This is a genomic window from Stenotrophomonas sp. GQ19, assembly GCF_059758695.1.
In genome coordinates this window covers 126,834-153,412 of sequence record NZ_JCAXES010000007.1, presented here as the reverse complement: position 1 = coordinate 153,412, position 26,579 = coordinate 126,834, and the positions used below count along the sequence as shown (strand labels likewise).

At 66.9% G+C, this 26,579-nt stretch carries 21 protein-coding genes and 1 pseudogene; 14 read left to right on the top strand and 8 right to left on the bottom strand.

Annotated features, from left to right (window positions below; translation table 11 throughout):
• Window positions 1-103: 103 nt before the first annotated feature.
• Window positions 104-589: an REP-associated tyrosine transposase gene (locus AC6CHL_RS14235; RefSeq protein WP_448132926.1), complete on the top strand. Its 486-nt coding sequence runs from the start codon at window positions 104-106 to the stop codon at window positions 587-589.
• Between the two features lie 23 nt (window positions 590-612).
• Here AC6CHL_RS14235 and AC6CHL_RS14230 read toward each other — a convergent pair whose 3' ends face one another.
• Window positions 613-1,038, bottom strand: coding sequence for a hypothetical protein (locus AC6CHL_RS14230; RefSeq protein ID WP_498294930.1), 426 nt, complete (start codon window positions 1,036-1,038; stop codon window positions 613-615).
• 132 nt (window positions 1,039-1,170) lie between these two features.
• Here AC6CHL_RS14230 and AC6CHL_RS14225 point away from each other — a divergent pair, with 132 nt between their 5' ends.
• Window positions 1,171-1,503, top strand: coding sequence for a hypothetical protein (locus AC6CHL_RS14225; RefSeq protein ID WP_498294928.1), 333 nt, complete (start codon window positions 1,171-1,173; stop codon window positions 1,501-1,503).
• 69 nt (window positions 1,504-1,572) lie between these two features.
• On the opposite strand, the gene AC6CHL_RS14220 is transcribed toward AC6CHL_RS14225, so the two are convergent.
• Window positions 1,573-1,944, bottom strand: coding sequence for a MerC domain-containing protein (locus tag AC6CHL_RS14220; RefSeq protein WP_038690775.1), 372 nt, complete (start codon window positions 1,942-1,944; stop codon window positions 1,573-1,575).
• Window positions 1,945-2,012: 68 nt separating this feature from the next.
• Here AC6CHL_RS14220 and AC6CHL_RS14215 point away from each other — a divergent pair, with 68 nt between their 5' ends.
• Window positions 2,013-3,344 carry a GTP-binding protein gene (locus tag AC6CHL_RS14215; protein WP_498294926.1) on the top strand — a complete coding sequence of 444 codons (1,332 nt, stop codon included), beginning with the start codon at window positions 2,013-2,015 and terminating at the stop codon, window positions 3,342-3,344.
• Window positions 3,345-3,353: 9 nt separating this feature from the next.
• Here AC6CHL_RS14215 and AC6CHL_RS14210 read toward each other — a convergent pair whose 3' ends face one another.
• Together AC6CHL_RS14210 and AC6CHL_RS14205 are read right to left on the bottom strand one after the other, a co-directional pair.
• Window positions 3,354-4,964 carry an ABC-F family ATP-binding cassette domain-containing protein gene (locus tag AC6CHL_RS14210; protein ID WP_498294925.1) on the bottom strand — a complete coding sequence of 537 codons (1,611 nt, stop codon included), beginning with the start codon at window positions 4,962-4,964 and terminating at the stop codon, window positions 3,354-3,356.
• Window positions 4,965-5,139: 175 nt separating this feature from the next.
• The gene (locus AC6CHL_RS14205; RefSeq protein ID WP_498294924.1) at window positions 5,140-6,042 is read right to left on the bottom strand and encodes a LysR family transcriptional regulator; all 903 of its coding nucleotides are present in this window, start codon (window positions 6,040-6,042) and stop codon (window positions 5,140-5,142) included.
• Window positions 6,043-6,378: 336 nt separating this feature from the next.
• Here AC6CHL_RS14205 and AC6CHL_RS14200 point away from each other — a divergent pair, with 336 nt between their 5' ends.
• A complete protein-coding gene (locus AC6CHL_RS14200) occupies window positions 6,379-7,599 on the top strand; it encodes an MFS transporter (RefSeq protein WP_498294922.1) in 1,221 nt (406 codons plus the stop codon).
• Window positions 7,600-7,946: 347 nt separating this feature from the next.
• Entirely contained in the window at window positions 7,947-8,903 is a 957-nt protein-coding gene (locus AC6CHL_RS14195; protein ID WP_498295047.1) for a polysaccharide deacetylase family protein, read from the top strand.
• Window positions 8,904-9,359: 456 nt separating this feature from the next.
• Here AC6CHL_RS14195 and AC6CHL_RS14190 read toward each other — a convergent pair whose 3' ends face one another.
• Window positions 9,360-10,958 (bottom strand): EAL domain-containing protein, encoded by a 1,599-nt coding sequence (locus AC6CHL_RS14190; RefSeq protein WP_038690766.1) that lies wholly within the window; start codon window positions 10,956-10,958, stop codon window positions 9,360-9,362.
• A gap of 262 nt (window positions 10,959-11,220) precedes the next feature.
• On the opposite strand from AC6CHL_RS14190, the gene cycA reads away from it, so the two are divergent.
• Both cycA and AC6CHL_RS14180 read left to right on the top strand, forming a co-directional pair.
• The gene (cycA, locus tag AC6CHL_RS14185; protein ID WP_498294920.1) at window positions 11,221-12,600 is read left to right on the top strand and encodes a D-serine/D-alanine/glycine transporter; all 1,380 of its coding nucleotides are present in this window, start codon (window positions 11,221-11,223) and stop codon (window positions 12,598-12,600) included.
• 104 nt (window positions 12,601-12,704) lie between these two features.
• Window positions 12,705-13,478, top strand: coding sequence for a lytic transglycosylase domain-containing protein (locus tag AC6CHL_RS14180; RefSeq protein WP_038690762.1), 774 nt, complete (start codon window positions 12,705-12,707; stop codon window positions 13,476-13,478).
• A gap of 15 nt (window positions 13,479-13,493) precedes the next feature.
• Here the strand turns inward: AC6CHL_RS14180 and AC6CHL_RS14175 are convergent, their stop codons facing one another.
• The gene (locus AC6CHL_RS14175; protein WP_498294918.1) at window positions 13,494-14,999 is read right to left on the bottom strand and encodes a hypothetical protein; all 1,506 of its coding nucleotides are present in this window, start codon (window positions 14,997-14,999) and stop codon (window positions 13,494-13,496) included.
• A 123-nt stretch (window positions 15,000-15,122) separates the two neighbouring features.
• Here AC6CHL_RS14175 and AC6CHL_RS14170 point away from each other — a divergent pair, with 123 nt between their 5' ends.
• Window positions 15,123-17,201 carry a gluconolaconase gene (locus tag AC6CHL_RS14170; RefSeq protein ID WP_498294916.1) on the top strand — a complete coding sequence of 693 codons (2,079 nt, stop codon included), beginning with the start codon at window positions 15,123-15,125 and terminating at the stop codon, window positions 17,199-17,201.
• Between the two features lie 6 nt (window positions 17,202-17,207).
• Here the strand turns inward: AC6CHL_RS14170 and AC6CHL_RS14165 are convergent, their stop codons facing one another.
• A complete protein-coding gene (locus tag AC6CHL_RS14165; protein ID WP_038690756.1) occupies window positions 17,208-17,582 on the bottom strand; it encodes a YciI family protein in 375 nt (124 codons plus the stop codon).
• Between the two features lie 201 nt (window positions 17,583-17,783).
• Here AC6CHL_RS14165 and AC6CHL_RS14160 point away from each other — a divergent pair, with 201 nt between their 5' ends.
• From AC6CHL_RS14160 to AC6CHL_RS14135, 6 genes and pseudogenes are all read left to right on the top strand, one after another.
• On the top strand, window positions 17,784-18,203 hold the full coding sequence (locus tag AC6CHL_RS14160) for a YciI family protein (RefSeq protein WP_447591668.1): 420 nt from the start codon (window positions 17,784-17,786) through the stop codon (window positions 18,201-18,203).
• Between the two features lie 25 nt (window positions 18,204-18,228).
• On the top strand, window positions 18,229-18,651 hold the full coding sequence (locus AC6CHL_RS14155; protein ID WP_448132934.1) for a VOC family protein: 423 nt from the start codon (window positions 18,229-18,231) through the stop codon (window positions 18,649-18,651).
• Between the two features lie 43 nt (window positions 18,652-18,694).
• Window positions 18,695-19,081, top strand: coding sequence for a VOC family protein (locus AC6CHL_RS14150; protein WP_141058617.1), 387 nt, complete (start codon window positions 18,695-18,697; stop codon window positions 19,079-19,081).
• Window positions 19,082-19,164: 83 nt separating this feature from the next.
• The gene (locus AC6CHL_RS14145; RefSeq protein ID WP_498294914.1) at window positions 19,165-20,427 is read left to right on the top strand and encodes an RNA polymerase sigma factor; all 1,263 of its coding nucleotides are present in this window, start codon (window positions 19,165-19,167) and stop codon (window positions 20,425-20,427) included.
• A gap of 364 nt (window positions 20,428-20,791) precedes the next feature.
• Complete coding sequence (locus AC6CHL_RS14140) at window positions 20,792-22,441, top strand: M28 family metallopeptidase (protein ID WP_498294912.1); 1,650 nt, start codon at window positions 20,792-20,794, stop codon at window positions 22,439-22,441.
• Between the two features lie 312 nt (window positions 22,442-22,753).
• Window positions 22,754-23,134, top strand: a pseudogene (locus AC6CHL_RS14135) (DDE-type integrase/transposase/recombinase); the annotation flags it as partial.
• A gap of 60 nt (window positions 23,135-23,194) precedes the next feature.
• On the opposite strand, the gene AC6CHL_RS14130 reads toward AC6CHL_RS14135, so the two are convergent.
• Window positions 23,195-26,209 carry an NACHT domain-containing protein gene (locus tag AC6CHL_RS14130; RefSeq protein ID WP_498294910.1) on the bottom strand — a complete coding sequence of 1,005 codons (3,015 nt, stop codon included), beginning with the start codon at window positions 26,207-26,209 and terminating at the stop codon, window positions 23,195-23,197.
• Window positions 26,210-26,579: the final 370 nt, after the last annotated feature.

Sequence of the window (26,579 nt, the reverse complement as noted above, 5' to 3'; positions counted from 1 at the left end):
CCCGCCCCGGCTCATGCGATGACAGCACCGTGCGTGGCTTTCCCAGCCAGCGGCGCTGCGTGTCCTGATCGTTGCTTCGCAGGCGGACACGGACACTGCGTGCATGTCCTCCGATCACCGCCCCTGGCAGCCCGGCAACGCGTACTTCTTCAGCGCGCACCTGCACCGTGCCCACACCGGGTTGCTGGTGGAGCACGCGCAGGCATTGCGGCTGGCGTTCCGGGTAGCGCAGCAGGCACGGCCATTCCGCATCGATGCCATCGTGGTGCTGCCCGACCATCTGCATGGCGTGTGGACGCTGCCGGCGGGGGATGATGACGGGCACCGGCGCTGGACACAGATCCAGGCCATCTTCGACCGCCATCTACCGGGCAAGCCGCCGCGCGCGGTGCTGCGTCGCGATCGTTGCGCGCGGCCGCTGTGGCACAGCAGTTTCCGCGAACACCGCATCCTGGACGAGGACGATTTCCATCGGCACGTGGCCTATGTGCACCAGAACCCGGTGAAGCACGGCCACGTGCGCGATGCGATGGAGTGGCCGTACAGCTCCATCCATCGCACCGGGCGGCAGGAGGAGGTGCCATGCTGAGGTAATGCCCGTTGTCGCCAGGATCAGCCGCAGCGCACCTTGAACACCGGCCCGGCCCCGATCAGTACCAGGGCCATGTAGTCGCTGTTCTTGTCCTTGCCCTTGAGCGTGGCGCCCGGGTTGAAGTGGAAGATACCGAACCCGCCAGTGGGCCGGACCAGCGCCTTGTCGATCTGGTCGGCATCGTCCTTGAAGTAGCGGGTGATGTCCGCGCGCGAGGAAACCTGCAACGCCGTGGGATCGCGCTGCCATTGCTCGTCGCGGTTGAAGCTGACGAAGTACTGGCCCTGCTGCTGCTCGATGCGGAACTCGGCGGGTTTGCGTGCGTGGGTGGCGTAGCAGCCCAGCAGGGGATCGGCGGAGAACACGCCCGCGCCGTTGTCGTGGTTGCCGCAGGCGCCAAGCAGCAGTACCGGGGCAAGCAGAAGCGGTGAAGCGGCAAGGCGCATGGCGGTGACCTCCTACGGCGGTAGTCGCAGTCTAGGCAACCTCGTCCAACGACGCCGTGTAGAGCGGCTACCGTGTACGCCGCCGCCATGCGCCCGGGTGTACGGTGGAGGCATTCCAGACGAGTAGCGCCTGTGCCCCAGGACACCCTTTCGCCCACACCAGCATCCGTTCCCGCATCACCGCGTGCCACGCGCGCCCCGCTGCTGGGACTGTGCAGCTTCCTTGGCCTGCCCATGGGCGGTGCGGCCGGCTGGCTGGCCGGCGTGGCCAATCACGGCGTCATTGCCGGGGCCGGGACCACCGGCGTCGCCATCGGCGTGCTCGCGGCGGCGGCCGTGGGGCTGGTGGCCAGCGTGGCTTCGCGGGTGCGCCAGGAACGCTGGCCATGGCTGGGGATCGTCGGTGCGGTGGTCAGCACGGCACCGTTGGCGCTGTTCCTCGTGTCGATGCTGCTGCACCGCTGAGTGCGGTGACGGCGGGCGGCCGCGCTGACGCGGTGCCGCATCACGCCCGCCGCTACGGCTGACGCCCACTCAATGCCGGTGCCGCCGCCATGCGTTCCACACATGCGTGGCCGCCAGCAGCAGGCTGCCGGCGACGGTCATCGGGGTTTCGCTCTCGTGGCTGGGCCACTCGGCGGCGCCGGCCAGCAACAGCAGCAGGCCCAGCGCAGCGCTGGTGACGGCCGCTGCAGGCAGGCGTTGCTGGCGGTGCGCGCGCCACAGGGCGAAGCCGGTCAGTGGGGCGGCGATGGCCACGAACAGCACGTGCACCCATTCGGCCTGCGCCCACACCCCGAACAACGGCAGGGTGGCGGCCAGGATCGGCAGGGCCAGGCAGTGCAGCAGGCACAGGCTGGACAGGGCGATGGCGCCGGCATCGAGCAGGGTTGAGGAACGCTTCATGGGGGTGGGGCCCGGATCGGTGAATGTTATATCGTAACATTTCATTCCGCTGCGGACCCTGTCCTTCCATGAACGCCACTGCTGCCCCCACCGATGCCCGCCTGCCGGTAACCGTGTTGTCCGGTTTCCTTGGCGCCGGCAAGACCACGCTGCTCAACCAGCTGCTGCGCAACCGCGAGGGACGGCGGGTGGCGGTGATCGTCAACGACATGAGCGAGATCAACATCGACGCGCAGCTGGTGCGCGATGGCGGCGCGGCGCTGCGGCGTACTGAAGAGACCCTGGTGGAATTCAGCAATGGCTGCATCTGCTGCACCCTGCGCGACGACCTGCTGCAGGAGGTCAAGCGGCTGGCCGCCGAGGGCCGCTATGACTACCTGCTGATCGAATCGACCGGTATCGCCGAACCGATGCCGGTGGCGGCCACGTTCTCGGTACGCGATGAGGACGGCTTCTGCCTCAACGACATCGCACGGTTGGACACGATGGTGACGGTGGTGGACGGGCAGCAGTTCCTGCACGACTTCGGCTCGACCGACCGGCTTGCCGACCGCGGGCAGCAGGCCGGCGCCGATGACGCGCGCGGGGTGGTCAACCTGCTGGCCGAGCAGATCGAGTTTGCCGATGTGATCGTGGTGAGCAAGTGCGACCTGATCACCGACGACACGCTGCAGTCGACCCTGGCCGTGCTGCGCGCGATGAACCGCGACGCGCGGCTGGTGTTGTCCGAGCACGGCAACGTACCGCTGCACGAGGTGCTGGACACGCATCGCTTCGACTACATCAAGGCGCAGTTGGCACCGGGCTGGATGCAGGCGCTGCGTGGCGTGCATACGCCGGAGACCGAGGAGTACGGCATCAGCAGCTTCGTGTACCGGGCGCGCCGCCCGTTCCACCCGCAGCGCTTCGCGCAGCTGCTGCAGCAGGGGCTGGGGCCGGTGATCCGCAGCAAGGGGTTCTTCTGGCTGGCCAACCGCATGGACTGGGTGGGCGAGCTGTCCAGCGTGGGCGCGGCTACCCGCACCGAGGCTGCCGGTTTCTGGTACGCGGCGCGCCAGCGGGTGGAGGCCGGGTTGGAAGACACTCCGCCGCTGCTGCCGCCGCCGCAGGTGCCGTACACCGACGTGGGCTGGGTGCGCCAACAGGCCGCCTGCTGGACCGCGCCGATGCCGGGCATGGACGAGGTGGGCGATGCCGGCGAGTACCAGGCCATGCGCCGGATGTGGCACCCGTGGTGGGGCGATCGCCGCCAGGAGCTGGCGGTGATCGGGGTGGAGATGGACGAGCGCGCGGTGCGTGCCGAGTTCGACGCCTGCCTGCTTACCGATACCGAGATGCGCGCCGGGCCGATGCTGTGGCAGCTGCTGCCCGACGCGTTCCCGGCGTGGTCGCGGCACTGACGCGTCCGTTTACACCGCCGTCAACGACCAGCCTTCGGCGGCTGCGTCCAGGTAGTGGGTCAGCCCCACGGCGTCGAGCAGCGCCGGGTCGTGCGAGACGAGCATCAGCGTGCCCGGGAACTGGCTGAGCATCTGCTCCAGCGCGGCCAGCGAGGGCAGGTCGAGGTGGTTGCCGGGTTCGTCGAGCAGCAGCAACTGCGGCGGCGTGCGCGCGTACAGCACGGCGGCCAGCGCGGCTTTCAGGCGCTCGCCGCCGCTCAGCGTGGACAGCGGGCGCAGGCTGCGTTCGGCGTCCAGCCCGAGCAGCGCAAGCCGGGTGCGCGCATCGGCGTCGCCGGCGTCGGGGTGGGCATCGCGCAGGAGCGAAAGCGCCGTTGCCTGCGCGGGCAGCGACGACAGGGATTGGTCGAGCAGCGCGGTGCGTGCGGCCACCGTGCAGGTGCCGGCGAGGGCCTCACACTGGCCGGCCAGCAGCCGCAGCAACGTGGATTTACCACTGCCGTTCGGGCCGCGCACGCCGATGCGTTGACCGCGCTGCACCTGCAGGGTGAGGTGCTGCCACGGTGGCGACACCCACGGCAGCTGGACGTCGGTGAGCTCGGCCACGCGCTGCGGCCCATGTTCTGCCTGGTGGGGGGCCAGCAGGGCAATTCCGGTGGCATCGTCCAGCTGCGCAGCGGCGTCGCGAACGCGGGCGTCCACCACCGCGCTGCGCTCCAGCTGCTGGGCCTGCCAGCGCCCGGCACTGTGCTCGCTGCGGTTCTTCATGCCGCCCAGCAGGATCGGCGCCTGGTTGGCCGTGCGCGCGGTGCGCTGCGCGCGCGACTGGCGGTGCTCAAGCCGTTCGCGTTGTTCGCGCGCGGCATCCTGCTGGTGGCGCCGTTCGCGCTTGCGCAGCGCCAGCAGTTCGGTGGCGGCGCTGTGCTCGTCGTGCTTCTGCGCCGCGTACAGGTCGTAGTTGCCGCCGTAGCTGCGCAGCCCGCCCGGCGACAGTTCGACGATGCGCTGCATCGCGCCCAGCACGCGACGGTCGTGGCTGATCACCACCAGGCCGCCGCGCCATTGCGCCAGCGCATCCAGCAGCCGCGTGCGGTGGCTGGCGTCGAGGTGGTTGCTGGGCTCATCGAGGATCAGACCGTCGGCCTGCGACAACAGCGCACCGCCGAGGGCCACCTGCATCGCTTGGCCACCGCTGAGCGACGCGGCCGGCCGCGCCGGATCCAGCGTCGGCAATCCCAACTGCTGCCATTGCGCCTGCAGCTGCTCGCGGATGTTCCAGCGCTCGCCCACCGCGGTGAAATCGGCGGGGTCGACACTGCCGGCCTCGATGCGCGCCAACGCATCCAGCAGCGGGGCCACGCCGGCCAGGGCGGCGATGCTGCCCGGTGGGGCGCCGCTGTGCTGGGCCAACAGGTGCACGCGGCCGGTGCGTTGCACTTGGCCGGCGCTGGGCGCGTGCTGGCCGGCCAACACGCGGGCCAGCACGCTCTTGCCCACGCCATTGCGCCCGACCAGACCGGTCGGGGTGGTGTCGATGTGGGTGCTGATATCGGAAAACAGGACCCGCCCATCGGGCAGGGTGCAGGTCACGCGGTCGAGCGTGAGAGAAAATGCGGTCATGCGACCTCCAGGGATGCCGTGGGTTCCCTTCACGCACGGGGCGGGAAGGACACAGGCCGTCAAACAGACGGCGGGGCATCACTGGCGCATGCGGGCATACCTCATTACACAGGCGACTGGCTGTCGCGCAGCCAGTATAGGTTTGCACCGGGCCAAGGGAGTGAATGCACGCTGTTCAACAGCTAACCCCGGTGAGCCGCGCGCTGACGAAATCGATGAATACCCGCAGCTTGGGCAGCACGTGGCGGCCCGACGGCCACAGCAGGTGGAAGGTGCCGCAGGCGTGGATCTGGTCGGGCAGCACGCGCACCAGGCGGCCATCGGCCAGCGCAGCACGCACCGAGTGCTCGGGGATGTAGCCGATACCGCGCCCGGCCAGCGCGAAGGCCAGGCGCGCCTCGATGGTGTTGGCCACCATCGATACCGGCAGCTCCAGCGCCGGTTCTCCGGGCGCGCGTGGCAGCGGCCACGGTTCCAGCTTGCCGCTGCTGGGGTAGCGGTAGTGCAGGCAGTCGTGCTGCAGCAGGTCGTGCGGGGCCTGGGGCGTGCCGCGCCGTGCCAGGTAGTCCGGCGAGGCCACCAGGTAGCGCGGGAACACGCCCAGTCGGCGCGCGCTGAGCCGTGAGTCGGACGGCTCGCCCACGCGCAGCACCGCATCGAAGCCTTCCTCGACCACATCCACCAGGCGGTCGTCGAAATCCAGCTCCAGGCGGATGCCGGGGTAGGTGGCCATGAACGCCGACAGGATCGGCAGCGAAAGGTCACCCACCAGCGGCAGGCCCAGCCGCAGCACGCCACACGGGGCGGCGGCCTGCTGGGCCAGTTCGGTGCGGGCGGTGTCCAGCTCGTCGAGGATGCGCCGGCACCGCAGCAGGAAGCGCTCGCCCTCGGCGGTGAGGGTCACGCTGCGCGTGCTGCGGTGGAACAGGCGCACGCCCAGCGCCTGCTCCAGGCGCGTGATGGTCTTGCCGGTGGCCGAGGCCGACACGCCGAGCAGGCGTCCGGTGTCGACGAAGCTGCGGGTGTCGGCCACGTGCACGAAGGTCTGCAGGTTGCCGATGTTGTCCAATGCCGACATGGCCGCACCCAAGGGGAAAGGCGCCACTCTAGCGGCCCGGCGCAGCGGTGGCGCGCGGCCGGTGGGATGCAGTGGTGCGTGCCGCGGTGGCATCGGCTGCATCCCTTGCTGGTACGGGGTCTGCGCCGATTGCGGAATGCAGTGTCCGGAATGTGTGGACCGCTGCCTGGGTGTTTGGCGCGCCGCCGAACGCCGAGCATGGCGCTCCCCCCGTTGCTGGAATGCCGCCATGTCCTCCTTACCTGATGCGCCCCCCTTTGCCCCGCTGCGGCTGGCCGCGGTGGATGCCTTACTGTCACGCGCCGGTGCCAGTGCCTGTTCCAGCAGGACGTGGGCATGAGCGGCGCAGGCATGAGTGGCGAGGCCGGCGCGTGTGCGCTTGCCGCTGAGCCCGTGGCGGCCGAGCGGCTGCCGCTGTCCGGGTTGCTGGCGCTGGCCTGCGCCGGCTTCATCACCATCCTCACCGAAGCCTTGCCGGCCGGGCTGCTGTCGCCGATGAGCGCCGATCTGGGCGTGAGCCGCGCGCTGGTGGGCCAGCTGGTAACCATCTATGCGTTCGGGTCGCTGGTGACCGCGTTGCCGATGACCGCCCTTACCCAGCGCCTGCCGCGGCGACCGCTGTTGCTGGCCGCGATCGCCGGTTTCGTGGTGGTCAATACGGTGACCGCACTGACCCACCACTACGCGGTGATGCTGGTGGCGCGCTTCGTCGCCGGCATCAGCGCGGGTTTGCTGTGGTCGCTGGTGGCCGGCTATGCCAGCCGCATGGTGGCGCCGCGGTTGCAGGGGCGCGCCATCGCGGTGGCGATGGTCGGTACGCCGTTGGCGTTGTCGCTGGGCATTCCCGCCGGCACCTTGCTCGGGCAGACCATCGGGTGGCGCTGGGCGTTCGCGCTGATGTCGCTGCTCAGCGTGGGCCTGCTGGTGTGGGCACGGCTGGCCTTGCCGGCGCTGGCGGCACCGGGCGCGGGCGCGCGGCAGACGCTGGGCGCGGTGTGGCGGCTGCCGGGCATGCGCGCGGCGCTGTTGACCATGTTCCTGTTCGTGCTGGCGCACAACGTGCTGTACACCTACATCGAACCGTTCGCGGCGTTGTCGGGCGCGGTGGCCTGGCTGGATCGGCTGCTGCTGGTGTTCGGTGTGGCCGCGCTGGCGGGCATCTGGATCACCGGCTTGTGGGTGGACCGCTGGCTGCGCGTGCTGGTGCTGGCCAGCACGGCCGGGTTCGTGCTGGCCGCGCTGGCCTTCGCACTGTGGCCTGCATCGGCCTGGGTGCTGGTGCTGGGCACGGTGGTGTGGGGCATGGCGTTCGGCGGTGTGCCCACCTTGTTCCAGACCGCCGTGGCGCGCCGCGCGGGAGTGGCCGGCGACATCGCACAGTCGTTCGTGGTCACCGGCTGGAACCTGGCCATCGCCATCGCCGGGGTGGTGGGTGGGGTGATGCTGGAAACGTGGGGCGAGCGGTGGTTGCCGGCGGTGGTGCTGGCACTGTTGGCCGCCACGCTGGTGGTGGTGATGCGGCGGCCGGGGGCGTGGGGGCCCAGCGCGGATCGGTAATGGAGGACGCGTAGTGCCGGGCTCTGCCGCGCCACGCGAACCGCAGGGCGCCATTGCGTATAACGCGTCGCCACGCGCCCGGGACCCACCGCGTCGCGATGTAGAGCCGGGCTCTGCCGCGCCACGCGAACCGCAGGGCGCCATTGCGTATAGCGCGTCGCCACGCGCCCGGGACCCACCGTGTCGCGACGTAGAGCCGGGCTCTGCCCGGCTGCTCTTATGCGGCAATGCGGAAATGCCGGGCAGAGCCCGGCACTACGAGCTTCGCCCCGACATTCCCAAGCCCGCCATGACCCATGGTTTAAGGTGGTGCCACGGATCAGGAGGGTTGCGTGCGCCACATCGTATTGCGTTGGATGGGACTGGGACTGTTGGGACTTGCCGCTGCCGTGCAGGCGGCGCCGGACCAGCGCATTGCGCTGACCATCGATGACCTGCCCTGGCAGCGGCTGGATGAGCGCGATGATCCGGAACTGGCGCAACGCCATGCGCAGCTGCTCGCCGCGTTGAAGGCGGCGCAGGTGCCGGTAGTGGGGTTCGTCAACGAGATCAAGTTGGAGCGCGATGGCCAGGTGCAGCCGGCGCGGGTGCAGATGCTGCGCGACTGGCGGGACGCCGGGTTCGAACTGGGCAATCACACCCGTGGCCACGTGGACCTGCATGCGATCGGGCTGGACGCCTACGAGCAGGACATCCTGCGTGGCGAACAGACCTTGCGCCCGTTGCTGGCCGAACGCGGGCAAACGCCGCGCTGGTTCCGCCATCCGTACCTGCGTGCCGGGGAGACACCGCAGCAACGTGCGGCGCTGGCGGCCTTTCTGGACCAGCACGGGTATCGCATCGCGCCGGTCACGGTGGACAACAGTGAGTGGATCTGGGCGTTCGCCTACGACCATGTGCGCGACACCGAGACTGACCCGGTAGTGCGCGAGGCGCGGCTGCGCCAATTGCGGCGTGGCTATGTGCCCTACATGCTCAACAAGCTGGACTACTACGAAGGCCAGTCGCGGCAACTGCTGGGCCGGTTGCCGGCGCAGGTGTGGTTGATGCATGCCAATGCGCTCAACGCGGCCAGCATCGACGAACTGATCGCCGCTACCCGTCGCCTGGGCTACACGTTCATCACCCTGGAGCAGGCGCTGCAGGACCCGGCCTATGCGCATGCCGACGGCTACAACGGCGCCGGCGGCATCAGCTGGATCCACCGCTGGGCAATGGCCGAGGGCAAGCCGCGCAGCTTCTATGCCGGCGAGCCCAAGGTGCCGCGCTGGGTGCTGGAGTTGGCGGGTATTGCGGACGAGTAGTGCCGGTCCCCGGAAAACGTAGTGCCGGGCTCTGCCGCGCCGCGCGACCGGTGGGCGCCAATGCGTACAACGCGTCGCCACGCGCCTATACCCATCCGCGTTCCCCGGAAAACGTAGTGCCGGGCTCTGCCCGGCAGTTCTGTATTCCGGTATGAGAGCAGCTGGGCAGAGCCCGGCTCTACGTCGCGTTGCGGTGGGTCCCGGGCGCGTGGCGACGCGTTTTACCCCCACGGCGCCTCACTGGTCATGCGGCGCGGCAGAGCCCGGCTCTACGCTACGTGTAGCGCGTTGGGTCCTGGGCGCGTGGCGACGCGTTTTACCCCACGGCACCCCACTGGTCATGGGGCGCGGCAGAGCCCGGCTCTACGCTACGTGTAGCGCGGTGGGTCCCGGGCGCGTGGCGACGCGTTTTTCCCCATGGCGCCCACCGGTCACGCGGCGCGGCAAAGCCCGGCGCTACTCCACCGCGCTGTTCGGGTTCTGGAAGTTCTCGCGGGCCTTGCCGTACTGCTGCAGGCGCTGGTGGTGGAAGGCGATGAACTCCTCCGGGGGCAGTGCACGCGAGAACAGCCAGCCTTGCCCGAACTCCACCTGGCGGGCCTGCAGGTAGGCCAGCTGGGCGGGGGTTTCGATGCCTTCGGCCACGGTGAACAGGCCCAGCGTCTTCGCCATGTCGATGATGTGCGAGGTGACCGGGCTGGTGGCGCTGTCGGTGCCAATGGCATCGATGAACGACTTGTCGATCTTCAGGGCATCCAGTGGCAGCTGCTGCAGGTACTGCAGGCTGGAATAGCCCACGCCGAAATCGTCGATGGCCACGCAGTGCCCGGTGCGCCGCGCGATGGCCAGGGTGTTGCGCGCGCGCTGGATGTCGATGAAGCCCCGTTCGGTGGCCTCCAGCCAGATCTGCTGCGGGTGGATGCCGGTGCCGGCCAGCTTGGCCGCCAGTACCTTGAGGGCGCGCCCGCTGCTGACATCGCCGGCCGACAGGTTGATGGCGATATGCGCGCTGCGGTCCTGGACAAGGAGCTCGCGCATGTCATCGATGACCCGCTCGATCACCTGGTCGGTCAGCGCGTCGATCAGGCCATGTTCCTCGGCCAGGGGAATGAACAGGTCCGGGCGTACGTGACTGCCGTCGGGCCGGGTCCAGCGCACCAGCGATTCGGCACCCACGCAGATGCCGGTGTCCAGCTCGATGATGGGCTGGTAGTGCATGTGGAATTCGCGGCGGCGCACGGCGGTGGCCAGTTCGCCACGCAGCGACAACCGCCGCCGCGACAGCCACACCACCGCAGCGATCGCCGCCAGCGCGCCGAGCACGCCCAACGGAATGAACTGCCAGAACTGCTGGCGGAAGCTGGCCAGCAGGTCGGTACGCGGGGCGGTGGCGATGGCCAGCCACTCCTGGTCCTGTGCGGTGGCATACAGGGTGTGGCTGTCCATGCCGCTGTGCGGGTTGCGCAGCAGGCGTTGCAGCAGGGACTGGTCGAGCAGGTCCTGCTGGGCCATCAGGCGGCCGTCGGGGCTGGCCACGGCCAGCCGAACGTTGGGATCGGCGATGACGTCCACGAAGCGGGCCGGGTCCATCAGGATGTCGTAGCGGCCAAAATGCAGGGCGATCAGCGGCGACCCATCGCCGGCAATCGGGCGTACCCCCAGGGTGATACCGGCGCCATCAGCGGTGACGTGGTCCGGCCGGGGCTCGGGCACCTGTCCGTCCATCATGCCCCACGAGGTACACCGCAGGCGGCCGTCCTCGAAGTAGCCCACCTGTTCGGCCGAGTGGGTGCTCAGGGTGAGCGCCCGCATCAGGTGCAGGTGCTCGGCCGAGCAGGGCTCCAGCGGGCTCTGGTTGAGGCGGCGCAGGGCCAGCATGCCGGCTTCGTAAGCCCGGTTGGCGCGCAGCAGGGTGCGTTCGGCGGTGAGCTGCAGGCGGACGCACTCGGCCTCGGTGGCCCGGCTCCAGGTGAAATACACCAGCGCAGTGATCGGCACGAACGCGCCGAGCAGGGCGAACAACACGGTGGCGGCGATGATCCTGGCGCGGTTCAAGCAGACCTCGATGCCGTGGAAGGGAGACGGGGGGCGGCGCTCACGACCTCGATCCCCTGTGGCCCGCCGCGCTATCTCACCACCTGACGGGCGCGATTGGAACCGGGATGTTCCGAGGCGCCTGTCAGGCGGCCGCCCGCCGGACCGTCAGGCGGCACCGGGGAGGGCAAAACCGACATTGGCCCGACGCCAATGCACGCAACAGTGGCGCGGCGGCCAGCGGTCTTCTATGTTCAGAGCCTTCGCCCTGCTGGCCCCGCCCATGACCGATCCCGCCGTGCCGCCGGAACACCTCCGGCGCAGCCTCTCCAACCGCCACCTGCAGCTGATCGCCATCGGCGGCGCCATCGGCACCGGCCTGTTCATGGGCTCGGGCAAGACCATCAGCCTGGCCGGCCCGTCCATCGTGCTGGTCTACCTGATCATCGGCGCGATGCTGTTCTTCGTGATGCGCGCCATGGGCGAGCTGCTGCTGTCCAACCTGGAGTACAAGTCGTTCATCGACTTCTCCACCGACCTGCTCGGGCCCTGGGCCGGGTTCTTCTGCGGATGGACCTACTGGTTCTGCTGGATCATCACCGCCATCGCCGATGTGATCGCCATTGCCGCCTATGCGCAGTTCTGGTTTCCCGAGCTGGCGCCCTGGATACCGGCGCTGCTGTGCGTGATTTTGCTGCTCAGCCTGAACCTGGTTACGGTGAAACTGTTCGGTGAAATGGAGTTCTGGTTTGCGCTCATCAAGATCATCGCCATCTGCGCGCTGATCATCACCGGCTTCGGGCTGGTGGCGTGGGGCTTCACCTCGCCGTCGGGCCACCAGGCCTCGTTCGCCAACCTGTACAACGATGGCGGCCTGTTCCCGATGGGCATGGCCGGGTTCTTCGCCGGCTTCCAGATTGCGGTGTTCGCCTTCGTCGGCATCGAACTGGTCGGCACCACCGCCGCTGAAACCGCCGATCCCGAACGCAACCTGCCCAAGGCGATCAACTCCATCCCGGTACGCATCATCGTGTTCTACGTGCTGGCGCTGATCGCGATCATGGCCGTCACCCCGTGGCGCGAGGTGGTGCCGGGCAAGAGCCCGTTCGTGGAGCTGTTCGTGCTGGCGGGCATTCCGGCCGCGGCCAGCCTGATCAACTTCGTGGTGCTCACCTCGGCCACCTCGTCGGCCAACAGCGGCATCTTCTCCACCAGCCGCATGATGTACGGGCTGGCCGAAGAGCGGCACGCACCGGGCTTCTTTGCGCGGTTGTCGCGGGCGGCGGTGCCGGCGCGCGGGCTGGTGTTCTCGTGCATCTGCCTGCTGCTGGGCACCATGCTGATCTACCTGATCCCCAACCTGGTCACCGCCTTCACCCTGGTCACCACGCTGGCGGCCGTACTGTTCATGTTCGTGTGGTCGCTGATCCTGTGTTCGTACATCGTGTACCGCCGCCGTCGCCCGCAGCTGCATGCGGCGTCCAGATTCAAGATGCCCGGCGGCGTCTTCATGTGCGGGGTCTGCCTGGCGTTCTTTGTGTTCGTGCTGGTGCTGCTGACCCTGCAACCGGACACCCTGTACGCGTTGGCGATCAGCCCGCTGTGGTTCCTGCTGCTGGGCCTGGGCTATGCGGCCAAGCGCCTGATCGGCGGCAGCCGCTGACCCTGGTACCGGGCCTGCCGTGGTGGCCGGCCCGGTATTCACCTTCGGTTCGCGGGCGTGGCCGGATGATCGCGCCGCACCCTTCCGTGCCCCGATCCGAGCCCATGAACCCGACCCTGCCTGCCGCGTTGGCCCTGTTGTCGATGCTGCTGCCGTGGTCGGCGTCGGCGCGCACGGTGTACCGCTGCGTGCGGGACAACACGGTGAGCCTGGCCACCGCCCCCGAGCCGGGGTCGAAGTGCACGCCGCAGCAGATCGATGACAGCGCCGTGCAGACCCCCAACCTGTGGGGCAACATGGGTATCTTCAGCGGCACCCTGTACGAACGCGAGCAGGACGGCGCGCTGGTGTATTCCACGCGCAACCTGCCCGGGTCACGCGTGTTCCTGAAGTTCACCGTGGCCACCCCGCCCGGCGAGCCGGCGCATGAGGGGCTGGGCAAGGTGGGCACGCCGCAGCTCAACCGCCATGCCAAGCAGTTCAAGGCGGCGGCCAAGGCCACCGGGGTGGACGATGCCTGGCTGCGCGCGATCGCCCATGCCGAAAGCGGCTTCGATGCCGGTGCGATATCGCCAAAGGGCGCGCAGGGCGTGATGCAGCTGATGCCCGATACCGCCACCGAATGGGGCGTGGCCGACCCGCTGTCGGCCGAGCAGTCCATCAACGGGGGCGCGCGCTACATGAAGGCGCTGCTGAAGCGCTACAAGGGCGACCGCACCCTGGCGGCGGCCGCGTACAACGCCGGCATCGGCGCGGTGACCCGCTACAAGGGCGTGCCGCCGTACGCCGAAACCCTGGCGTACGTGGAAAAAGTCAGCGCGTTGTACCAACGCTACCGCGAGGCGATGGGCTTCAAGGTGGAAACGCCGGCGCGCTGACCGCGGCGTGCGGCCTCAACGCCACGCACCGCGCCCGTAGATCGGCAAGGTCTCGCGGCGGCCGACCCGTTCCAGCGCGGCGCGCACATCGGGTCGCTTCAGCAGCGCTTCCCAGCGTGCGTCGTTGTCCACGTCGGCGGGCATCGGGGGCAGCGCGCGGAAGTCCTGCATCACCTCCAGCAGGTCCTGGCGGCGCCGGGGCGACTGGAGTTCGGTGATGATCCAGCGTGCCGCCTCGTCGGTGCGCTGCTCCTCCAGCAGCACGTTTACGTACACGCTGCGGCCCTCGTCCTGGTTGGCCTGCAACCACTGGCGGGCCTGCGCCGAGCGCGCGGTATCGCCCAGCGTCCGGTACGCGCTGAAACGGATCCACTGGCGCAGGTACTCGCCGAACATCGGTTCCTCATCCAACCCCTCCAATGTCTGCAGGGCACGCGCCGGCTTGGCGCTGGACAGATACCAGCTGGCCAGATAAAGGCGCTGCAGCGGATTCACCGTGTCGCCCTCGTCGGTGAGCGTACTGGCCAGCTCCAGCGTTGCCTCTGTCTGGTCGTCCTGGCCCAGCCGGTGCTGGGCCACGGCACGGTGCAGCAGCACCCACGCCGCATAGGCACCACCGGGGAAGCTGCGCGGGGCGCCGGCCTCGGTCAGGCGCGCAGTGAACGGGTCCGTAGCGGTCAGCACCTGCGCGTGCTCGCCCAGCAACAGCAGGGTATCGGTGAGCGCGGCGAGGTCGCTGGCCTCTGGCTGCAACAAGGCCGACACGCGCAGGGCATCGGCATGGCGACGCGCCGATTGCAGCGGGTCGAAACGGGGATCGCGGCGGTCGACCACGGCATCGAAACGCTTGTCGCTGCGCAGCGCGACCACTTCGATCGGCGCATCGATACGCATCACGGTGGCGGCCAGGCGCTGCTGCTGCCCGGCATCGGCCTGCAGCGTGGCCAGCGTCAGCCACAAGGCCGTCGGCTCCAGGCCATCGACCTTCCACTGTCGGTCGAACAGCACCTCCAGCAGCGCGCGGTAGTCATCGGGTTGCTCCTGCAGCGCATCGCCCAGCCGGTACACCAGCGGGGCATCGATGTCGGCCAGGAACCGGTCCGATGCACGCAGCGAGCGGGTGATCAGGGCGGCGCCCTGCACCGGTTGGTCCTGCAGCAGCTTCAGGCGACCCAGCACGTACAGCGCACGCGCGTCGTCGGGTGCCTGCTTCAATGCGGCATCCAGATAGCGCTGCGCTTCCTGCGGCTGGCGCGCATTGAAGGCGGTGCGCCCGGCACTGACCAGGCCTTCCAGGCGCTGCGCTGCATCCAGGCTGGCCAGATCGGGGTCGTTGAATACGCGCTCGAAACCGATCAGCGCACCCACGCTGTCGCCCTGCTCGGAGAGCGCGATGGTGTCGGTGAGGCGTTGCGCCAAGGCATCTTCAGACGGTGCGGCCGCCGCCGTCGCGGCGAGTGCTGGCATGCCGGACATCGCCAGCAGCAGGGACAGGGCGAGGCGATGGTGCGGGCGGTGCATGGCGCATCCTTGCGTGGGGTCTGCACCGATTGAACCCGGAACCACGCAGCCACACAAGCGCATGGGGTGTGCAGACGCGCAGGCAACGTTTAAGGTCTACGCCGGACAAGCGCAGGGATGGCAATGAAACGTTGGCAGGTAATGATCGGCGGGGTGGTGGCGATCACCGCTGCGGCACTGGCATGGACGTTTTTCGACACGCCTGCATCGGCGCCGGTTGAACAGGGCCCGGTACCCACGCCGCTGGCGTGGCAGGCGCAGATCGACACGCTGGCCGGCGATGGCGTGGGCGGCCTGCGCGATGGCGCGGGCGCACAGGCGCGCTTCGCCGACCCGTATGCGCTGGCGGTGGATGCGCACGGTGTGGCCTACATCGCCGATGCCGGCGACAACAATCGCATCCGCCGTGTATATCCCGATGGGCGCGTGGATACGTTGGCCGGCACCGGTGAGGGGTGGCGCGATGGGCCCGGCGTGCAGGCACAGTTCCATACCCCGTCCGGCATCGCGCTGGATGCCGCGGGCAACGTGTACGTGGCCGATACCGGCAACCACCGCATCCGCCGGATCGGTCCCGATGGCGTGGTGAGCACCCTCGCCGGCGACGGGGTGGCGGGCTTTGCCGATGGGCCGGCGGCGCAGGCGCGGTTCGATGCGCCCATGGGCGTGGCCGTGGATGCCACCGGCCGCGTGTACGTGGCCGATACCTACAACGACCGCATCCGGGTGATCGAGCCGGACGGCACGGTGCGCACGGCAGCAGGCGGCGAGCACCCGGGCAACGTGGACGGCTTCGGGGCCGAATCGCGGCTGGATACGCCGGTGGCACTGGCGCTGGACAGCCACGGCAACCTGCTGATCGCCGACCTGTACAACAACGCCATCCGGCGACTGTCGCCGGACGGCATGCTGCGCACCCAGGTGGCCGACGGCAGCGTGATGAGCGGGCCGTTGTCGGTGGCCGTCACCCATGATGATGTGCTGTACGTGGGCGATATCAACGGCAAGGTGGTGCAGGTGTCCACCCAGGGCCACCAGGTGGCATTGGCGGGCATTTCACCGCAGCCGCGCTTTGCGCGGCCCAGCGGGTTGGCGCTGGATGCGCAGGGCGGTGTCTATCTGGCCGATGCGGCGGCGTACCGCGTGCACCGGCTGCGTCCGCTGGACATCGGTGCGGTGCCGGCACCGGCGTTGACCGGTCCGGCCGCCGACGCGCCATTGCCGGTGACGGGCGGGCGCTGGCCGCTGGCCCCCCAGGACGGATGGCATGAAGTGGTGGGCACGCTGGGTGAGGTGCGCGGCAACTTCAGCGGCGAGAGCCGCCATCACCTGCACGGTGGCTTCGACATCCGCGGCGATGTCGGCCAGCGCGTGCTGGCGATCGCTGACGGCAAGGTCGACAGCGCCTTTGCCAGCTGGTCGGTGGGCGGGCAGGCCGAAGGCCTGGCACTGGGTCGGCTCAAGTACATCCACATGCAGGTGGGGCGCGATCCGCGCGGCCAGGCGTTCGACCCCCGCTGGCAGCAGGTGCTGGGCCTGGACGGCAAGCTGGAGCGGGTGCGCGTGCGTCGTGGCACGCGGTTCCATGTGGGCGAACCGCTGGGCAGCATCAACCGCATGGCGCACGTGCACCTGAGCGTGGGGGCCAGCGGGTTCGAGCGCAACGCGGTGGCGCTGGGCTTTGTCGGCTACGCCGATGCGTTCGCACCGCGCATCACCTCGGTGGAAGTACTGGATGACCAGGATCTGCCGATCAAGGCCGTGGGCACGGCGCCGGTGGTGGTGCCACGGCAGGGTCCGGGCGTGCAGATCGTGGTGGAGGCCTGGGACCAGGTGGATCGCAACCTGCCGCGGCGTCGCCTGGGCGCCTACCAGGTGGGGTACCAGATCCTGGATGCGCAGGGCCAGCCGCTGGCCGGTTACGAGCAGCCGCGCTTCAACATCGTGTTCAACCGCATGCCGCCCCAGGACAGTGCCACCGTGGTGGCCTACGCACCGGACAGCGGCATCACCGTGCATGGCAGTGCGGTCACGCGCTTCCGCTACCTGGTGACCAACACGGTGCGCGACGGGCTGGTGGAAACCGGGCGCTGGCGGCCCGACGCGCTACCCGCCGGCGACTACGTGATCCGGGCGAGCGTGCGCGACTACAGCGGCAACGAGGGCGTGGGCGCGCGCGACCTGAAGATCACGCTGCTGTAGCGCGGCTCAGGCGCCGACGCGTTCGCGCTCGGCGTCCATGTCGGCCAGCGGCCGCACTTCGATGCTGCCAAAGCGCGACCACGGAAACTGCCGGGCGATGCGCAGTGCGTCGTCGTGGTCGCGTGCGTTGATCAGGTTGAAGCCGGCCAGCAGTTCGTGGGTTTCGGCGAACGGCCCGTCGATGATGCGCTCCTTGCCCTGGCGGGTGCGCAGGGTACGGGCGCTGTGCACCGGTTCCAGTTTCTGCGCCAGCACCAGGGTGCCGTCGGCCTGCAGTGCATCGGCATGCTGCAGGCAGTCGTGCATGAGGCGGTCGTATTCCTCGCCGGGCAGGGCCTGCAACAGGCCGTCGTCGATGTAGATCAGCAGCAGGAATTGCATGGCCGGCACGCTCCGGGGCAGGGGCGGCCATGATGCCGCAGCTGGCGCTACCGTGCTGTTGCAGCGCGGCACGAGGTGCCTGTTCAGGCGGCACCGGGGGCGGCAGAAAATTATTTTTGCCGGCGTGTCGATTTCCGGTGCCCGGCTGCGTTGTATCCCTTGAAGGGCCCACCAACCGGGCCTGCCCTGAGGGAAACACCGATGAAAGTCATGGTACTGGTCAAGGCGACCCCGGAGACCGAGGCCGGTGAGATGCCGACCGAGCAGGAAATCCGCGCCATGGGCGCCTACAACGAACAGCTGGTGCAGGCCGGCATCATGCTGGCCGGCGAGGGCCTGCACCCCACCTCGCGCGCCCGGCGCGTGGCCTTCGGGGCGCAGGCGCCGCGGGTGATCGACGGCCCCTTCGCCGAGACCCGCGAGCTGGTCTGCGGCTTCTGGCTCTGGCAGGTGCGCTCGCTGGATGAAGCCACCGAGTGGCTCACGCGCGCCCCGTTCGGCCCCGGCAGCGTGGTCGAGCTGCGCCCGATCTTGAGCGCCGAGGATTTCGGCGAGGCCTTCACCCCCGAATTACAGGCGCAGGAACAGCGTCTGCGCGAGCAGATCGGCACCGCCGACTAACCCCCCACGTCCCTGGAGCACACCCATGAAACTGATTCCGTTCCTTGGCTTCAACGGCAAAACCCACGAGGCAATGGCCTTCTACGCGCAGGTGCTCGGCGGCAAGGTCACCTCTGAAATGCGGTACCGCGACATGCCGCCCATGGAGAACACCGATGGCTGCGGCGAGATGCCGCCCGAATCCCTGGACCACGTGGCGCACAGCCAGCTGGAGGTGGGCAGCGCGATCCTGATGGCCGCCGATGGCCCGTCCAGTGGCGGGGAGAACAGCACCACCATCAACATCGACGTGGACACGGTGGAAGAGGCCGAGCGCGTGTTCAAGGCGCTGGCTGACGGCGGTGAGGTCAAGATGCCGATCGGCGAAACGTTCTGGGCACACCGCTGGGGCTTCCTGATCGACCGCTACGGCAAGCCGTGGATGGTCAACTGCATGAAACAACCCTGATTCGCACACTTCTAAGGATGGCACCGTGACCGATTCCCCGCAGATGATCTTCGTCAACCTGCCCGTGCGCGACCTGGAAGCGTCCAAGACCTTCTTCGGCGCACTGGGCTACACCTTCAACCCGACCTTCACCGACGACAACGCGGCCTGCATGATCATCAGCGACAGCATCTTCGTGATGCTGCTGGTGGAGTCTTTCTTCGCCGGCTTCACGACTCGGCCGATCAGCGACGCGCGCCAGCAGACCGAGGTGATCACCTGCCTGTCGGCGACCAGCCGCACGGCGGTCGACGCGCTGGTGGACACGGCCCTGAAAGCCGGTGCCAGCGAGCCGATGCCCGCGCGCGACTACGGCTTCATGTACCAGCGCGGCTTCCAGGACCTGGACGGCCACCTGTGGGAGATCGCGCACATGGACGGCCAACCGTAGAGCGGGGCTCTGCCCCGTTGGCTGCCGTGGTCGCGCTGGCGGCGGGCTTGTACCCGCCTGCCGCCAGTGTTTTGATCGCCCGCATGGAAAACGCCCTGTCGCACCGCTTGGACACCCTCTGGCGCATGGAGTCGCCGGCCCTGATCGCACGCCTGGCGCGGATGCTGCGCGGCGACGTGGGGCGTGCCGAAGAACTGGCCCAGGACACTTGGCTGGCCGCGCTGGAGCGTTGGCCGACGCAGGGGGTTCCGGACAACCCGGGAGCGTGGCTGATGACCACCGCACGCAATCGCGCCATCGACGTGTTGCGTCAGCACCAGCGCGTGGCCGGCCAGCATGCGCTGTGGGGCAGCGAACTGGAGCCGCAGCCGTTGCCGCTGCCCGACGACAGCGATGCGCTGCAGGACGACATCGGCGATGACCTGCTGCGCCTGATGTTCGTGGCCTGCCACCCGGTGCTGTCGGCCGATGCGCGGGTAGCGCTGACCTTGCGGCTGCTGGGCGGGCTGACCACCGACGAGATCGCGCGGGCGTTCCTGCAGCCCGAACCGACCATCGCCCAGCGCATCGTGCGTGCCAAGCGCACCCTGGCCAGCAAGCAGGTGGCCTTCGAAGTGCCGCGCCAGGCGGCGTTGCCCGAGCGGCTCGGGTCGGTGTTGGAGGTGGTGTACCTGGTGTTCAACGAGGGCTACACCGCCAGCGTGGGCGACGACTGGATGCGTCCGGCGCTGTGTGAGGAAGCCCTGCGGCTGGGGCGGGTGTTGGCCAGCCGGTTGCCGGCGTGGCCGCAGGTGCACGGGCTGCTGGCGCTGATGGAACTGCAGGCCTCGCGCGCGGCGGCGCGGGTGGATGCGCACGGCACGCCGATCCTGCTGCCCGAACAGGACCGTGCGCGCTGGGACTGGCTGCAGATCGCGCGTGGGCAGGCCGCGCTGGCCCAGGCGATGGCGCTGGGCGGCAGCGATGATCCCTATGTGCTGCAGGCGGCAATCGCCGATTGCCATGCCCGCGCGCGTCGCGTCCAGGACACCGACTGGGCGGCGATGGCGGCGCTGTACCAACGGCTGGCTGTGCAGCAGCCATCGCCGGTAATCGAATTGAACCGGGCGGTCGCGGTGTCGCGCGCGCAGGGCGCGGCCGCGGCATGGCCGTTGGTGGAGCAGTTGGCGCAGGACCCGCGCCTGCACGGCTATGCCCCGCTGGCGGCGGTGCAGGGCGACCTGCTGCTGCAGCTCGGGCGCGGCGAGGAAGCGCGCGCCGCCTTCCTGCGTGCCGCCCGCCTCACCGCCAACGCCCGCGAGCAGGCGGTGCTGCTGGCGCGGGCGCAGGCTGTTCCGGTGGCGTAACGCCGGCTGCGGCACACCGTCGGGCAGCTGTTGCGTCGTGCGGCCCCACCGCCGTAGAGCCGGGCTCTGCCCGGCTGCCGTTGCGTCGCGCGGCTCCACCGCCGTAGAGCCGGGCTCTGCCCGGCTGCTGTTGCATCGCGCGGCCCCACCACCGTAGAGCCGGGCTCTGCCCGGCTGCTGTGCATTGCGCGGTGCGGTTGAGGCAGCGGGGCAGAGCCCCGCTCTACGCGGCGGCCGGTGCGGTCGAGGCAGCGGGGCAGAGCCCCGCTCTACGGGCGGCTGTTGCGGGCTAGGGCAGCGGGGCAGAGCCCCGCTCTACTTCGCCTACACTTGGGGTTTCGTGGTCCTGGCTGTGGAGAGAGCGATGAAACGAGTAGTACTGAGCGTGCTGGCCCTGTCGGTGTCCGGCGCCCTGATGGCGGCAACGCCCAAATTCGACGGGGCGCGGATCTCCGCGGACGTCAAGGAACTGGCCTCCGACGCCTACGAAGGCCGCTCCCCGGCCACCGCCGGCGAAGAGAAGACCGTGGCCTTCCTGAGCAAGCAGTTCGCAGCGGCCGGGCTGCAGCCGGGCGGCGACCTCAAGGACGGCAAGCGTCTGTGGACCCAGGCCGTGCCGCTGCTCAAGGGCGATATCGTCGGTGCGCCGAGCCTGTCGCTGAGCAGCAAGGGCACGCCGCAGGCCTTGAGCCAGGGCAAGGAAATCGCCGTGCGCGCGGCGATGAACGGTGCCAGCAACGTGGACATCAAGAACGCGCCGCTGGTCTTCCTCGGCTACGGCGTCAAGGCCGGCGAGCGCAACTGGGACGACTTCAAGGGCGTGGACCTGAAGGGCAAGATCGCCGTGGTGCTGATCAACGACCCGGACTTTGAAAGCGGCCAGGGCGACTTCGACGGCAAGGGCATGACCTATTACGGTCGCTGGACCTACAAGTACGAAGAAGGCGCGCGCCAGGGCGCCCTCGGCGTGCTGATCGTGCACGAGACCGCACCGGCGTCGTACGGCTGGGCCACCGTGGCCGGCTCCAACACCAACACCATGTTCGACGTGGTCCGTGACAACCCGGCCGACGCACACCCGCTGCTGGAAGGCTGGATCCAGCGCGATCTGGCGGTGGACCTGTTCAAGCGCGCCGGGCTCGATTTCGAGGCGCTCAAGCGCCAGGCGCAGACCCGCGATTTCAAACCGGTCGAACTGAAGGGCGAAACCTTCTCGGCCACGTACGCAGTCAAGACCGAGGTCATCACCTCGCACAACGTGGCCGCGCGCCTGGAAGGCCGCACGCATCCGGACGAGACCGTAGTGTACAGCGCGCACTGGGACCACATCGGCGTGGGCAAGCCCGATGCCAACGGCGACACCATCTTCAACGGCGCCCTCGACAACGCCAGCGGCACCGCCTCGCTGATTGAACTGGCGCGCGGGTTTGCCAAGGGCAAGCGCCCGGAGCGTTCGGTGCTGTTCCTGGCCGTCACCGCCGAGGAAAAGGGCCTGCTGGGCTCGGAGTACTACGCCAGCCACCCGCTGTATCCGCTGAGCAAGACCGTGGCGGTGATCAACATGGACGGCATGGCGCCGTTCGGGCCGTCGCGTGATTTCGGCATCTACGGGTCGGCCAAGCTGGAACTGCTGGACCAGCTCAAGGACGTGGCCAAGGGCTGGGACATCCGCTACACCCCGGACCCGAAGCCGGAGGCCGGCCTGTTCTTCCGCTCGGATCACTTCCCGTTCGCCAAGCGCGGCGTGCCGGCGGTGTCCTACTCGGCCGGCCAGGATTGGCTGAACGGCGGCGTGGCGGCCGGCAAGGCCGCTTCGGACGACTACACCGCCAAGCGCTACCACCAGCAGGGCGATCAGTGGCAGCCGGACTGGACCTTCGCCGGTGCCTCGCGCGACCTGGAGGTGCTGTACACGCTGGGCAACCAGCTGGCCAATTCCCGCGCCTGGCCGAACTGGAGCGCCGATTCCCAGTTCCGCGCCCCGCGTGAAGCCAGCGCCGCCGAGCGCAAGTGACCCACCGTCCCCACCGGCACACGCCGGTGGGGACACCCCGGCGCTACGTGATCGGTTATGCAGTGGCGTAAAGATTGTCGTTTACGACAAATCGTCAGGGATTCTCGGAAAAATTTGTCGCTCAGCGGCCCGAGGAGGACTGTCGGGACGCGCTGAGGCGACAAACTTAAGAAAAAAGAGGTTTCCTTTAACCGCAACGGTGATCCGGGGCGACGAAGACTGACTTAACGGCGCCAACCAGTCCTGCGTCGTCACGCCAGCGACGACTACTCAGCGAGTAGATCTACCGCGCCTCTTCAAGCGGCGGCGCTGGCGAGTACTTGTGATCTTGAGGATCGGCGCCTTCTTGGCCTCATCAAGCACGATTGGCTGTCCAGCGGCGCGGTCTACGGGTAACGCAAGATGACCGCTGATCTGCGTGAATCAGGTGAAAGCTGCAGCCTGATTCGGGTTCTGCGCCTGATAAAAGTCGAGGGCATGCGTAACCTACATCCGGCCTCACGAAGGCTGGCTGTTACCGGCGACCGTAGTCGAACTGTGCTCGCGGCAGGCCGTCGGGTGGGCCACCGCTGCAACGATGACCAGTGACTTGTGCTGCAGGCATTGCTGGCGGCAGTGCGGAAACGAATGCCAGATCCGGGCGTATTGGTACATTCAGATCAGGGCAGCCCGTTCAACAGCGACGATTGGCGCTGCTCCGCCCTTGAAAAGCCGCCCGAATCCCAGGCGGCAACTTGCCTAGACTCTAATCATTCAACGGAACTCATTCCAGAACCTAACTGCCTCCTCGGATGATGGATCACGTTTAAGCAACTTATCGAACGAAACGAGGGGGGAAATCCTTACTTTGGCTTTTCCGGAGGCAGGGAGCGAATCCAGAACAGCAGAGCCACTGGCAAGTAGAGCATCGACAAACGCGGTCCAGAGGTCGATGTCGTAGTGTTCAATCCATGAAAGTCTTGGGTCGTCGGGAGCCCGGCTATCCCTGTCGACAACCATTGGAACATCAGGGCGACGGGTAAGCCTCGAGAGGTAGTGCTCTGCGGCTGCGATCATTCTTTCGTTGCCGGACTCACTCTTCACTTCAAGGAGGTCATACTTTTGCAGCAATCCCGCAACCTGCGCGGGGCTATCCACAAACGCCCCCCCAATCTTAAGCGACGCCACCTCAGCATTCTCTATACCCCTTAGGTGTAGCTTCGACGCCGATGAAACGTGGACATCAAGATAGTCAATTCGGGCGCCCTCAAGGTTGATGAAGCCGGTAATCTTGTCCGGCACTACGAGATGCGTAATTGAACTTCCGGTGAAATCGAGCTGATGCCAACCGGAGCTCGTGAGCTCAACACTACCTATAGCCAGCCGCTTTGCTGATCTAGTCGGCGGGATTCCATTGTTGTGCTTCAGAATCGTAGCCCACAGCGCTCCAAGATTAGCTGAGGCGACACGGGCGTCCTCAGTGTCGGAAAGATTGAAATCTATAATTGACGAGAGCGTTTTCGCCGCGCTCGGATATCTCTCGATCAGCCACTCGAAAACCGCCTCATTGATGCTGCTGGCAGTAATGAGGCTCATAATTGATTTTGAGTTAATAACTCCACTAAGGCGACCATGTATGGCGAGAAGCAAGAAGCAGTCGAACAGAACTTCGTGGGAAAAGCTGAAGATATTCTTTCCATCTTCGTCAGCACGCACACCCAGTCCGCCCAAGGAGGACAAGCGTCGCGACAGGCCTGGACGAACGTCATCCAAGGGCTCTCCGACGATCATTTTTGCACAAGACATGAGCTCGACCTGCTCAAGCTCTCGGCTCTTGTTGCTCTGCATGAAGTCGGCCACTTCAGAGAACAACGATCGCAACTCCTCAATCGTAAGGAGTTCATCGGAGTTCTGGTTTCTTAGCTTGCTTGCCTCTCTGTCCAAGAATTGGTCAACTACGATTTCGTACATTGATGGCATTTCTGCGACAGTTCTCTCTCCGGCTTTAGCCCACGCAGCAAAAGCCTTTGCGAAGAACGGAACGCTAAGAACCTTCCAGTCCTTAGGACTAAGTGGTGCTACGATCGCCTTGTCAACCCCGACGTCTGAAATGTACTGACTTGACTCCTTATGATTCCAGGGCTGCAGCTCTATAAGCGTGTGATCGACATTGAGATCGCCAGCTTCAAGTAGAGATCTCCGATACTGTGTTAGGTAATAAGATGATCGAGCAGAGGCGACGAGCACCCCCTGCCCATTCAGATCGCGAAACCAAGGTTCCAGAGAGCCAAGGGCGTTCTCATATCCACTACTACCAAGGAGCTCATCGAAGCCATCCACCATAAGGACTAACAGGCCGTTTCTGCACAATGCACGCGCACTGTGACTCGAAAGGATACGCGTGATATTTAGCGCGCTATTGACGGCATCTTCGAGACTTGAGAGGGTTCGCCCCGTAGATGAAACAAAGAGGTAGAGCGGCTGCCCCCCGTTTGGATTGTCAGTTATCTGATCGGCCCGCTCTTTGGCCAAGCGAAGCATCAGCTCCGTCTTTCCAAGCCCAGCCTGTCCCACAAGGAATAGCACTTCAGTCGACGGTTTCATCGCCTCGCATGCGGAGTCAATCCGCGCACCAAGCTCGAAAAATTCCCCACCTTCGCCCCCCCTGAACTCTGAACCCAGCTCTTGTACTTCCTTAAGTTTTGCCGGGCCTCTAGCTGTGAACCCATCCTTTAAGCCCAAGCGAGATGACTCCTCATCTTCGCGTTTCTTCTGGAGAGAGTGAAGCCCAACACCTATGCGGTGAGCCAGCAAATCCCATTTTGAAATATGCTTCAGAAATTCAGTGTATCCACTCCATTTCCCTTGTGGCCCCTCCCACTCCCTTCTGTGATTGGCGCCAATCCTAAATACGTCTATTCTTGACTCGTATCCTTCACTTGTCGTACGCGACCAAGGGACGTGCAAATATCCGGAACGCGCATCATCACCGAAGAAGAAGCTTGGTCTCGAGTAGTCTTCAGTGTAGGCGGATACATCACTCAGAGTGTCGGAGATAAGACCAGCCAAGTGCGAGTCATGACCGCTTTTATCCGGCAAAAACAACCTGCGAAAACGAGATGCGGCCAGCTCTCCCGCTTCAGACCAAAGCTCCGCACCGGGTGCAAAGTAGAATACTTGATTGCCGGCAAAGTGCGAAAAAACGCCGAGCCCATCAACATTTGGGCGCAAGGTCCATAGTGGAGATGCCTCAAGCTCAAAGGCCTCCTTCTGCCTGCAGATCCAAAGACGCTCTCCATCTGACCTTAGCGTTGCACCAGACAACTCCTCACTCAAAGAGGCGTTAAGAGAGGCTAGGAGGCCGGAGATCGCGCTGGATAGTATTGCTTGCGCATCAGGGTCGGATGTCAGCGCGCCACCATGGGAAAGCCGATCCCGCAATGACTTAAGGTTTGCGTACCTCTTAGGGACGCGGAACGCATCTATCGCGCTAGCGGCGTTTCGAGCCAGCACCCCAATCGACTTCCTTATCCATGGACTGGTCGCCTCGTCGATCGACTTAGCCGCCTGCCGCACTACGGCAAGCATCGTGCCAAACCCTGGCGCCGGATGGAGTCGGGCAGACGAGCTTGGCTGACGGCGATCAAAGCTCATGTATAGCGTGTAGACGATCCTCAGGTGGAGGTCTATTAATGCAAGTGATTCGCGAACATCTACATCGCCTGAGTGCCGTACGGACCGGAAGTCCGATGAGAGTTCAGCAAGCGCGTCAACAACCAATCTAGCCATATTCAGTTTAGTCCATTAATTACCGCACGACGTTCAATCGAAGACGCTGCCGCGTCGCACACATCTTATACGGCCGAGACGGATGATAGAAAATTGAGATGGCTGGGGGCAGGGCGCTCCCCCTCTGGCCTGCCTCTATATGGCACACGCGGGCTACATGCACCCAGTGATTGACGGGGAGCCCCCCAGCGCCAACTTATTGATTTCACGAGGTGGGGTCGGGAATTGTGTCCCAGCGGCTGCAGGCGAGCCCCTTGGCTCCAGTGAGGAGCGGGTGTAAGCTCATCGCGGCCAGCGCACTGGCCCGCCCGTCCACATGGCGAAGTCGAATCGACAGTGCAGTAGCTTCTCAAGACCCGCCTTGACCCTC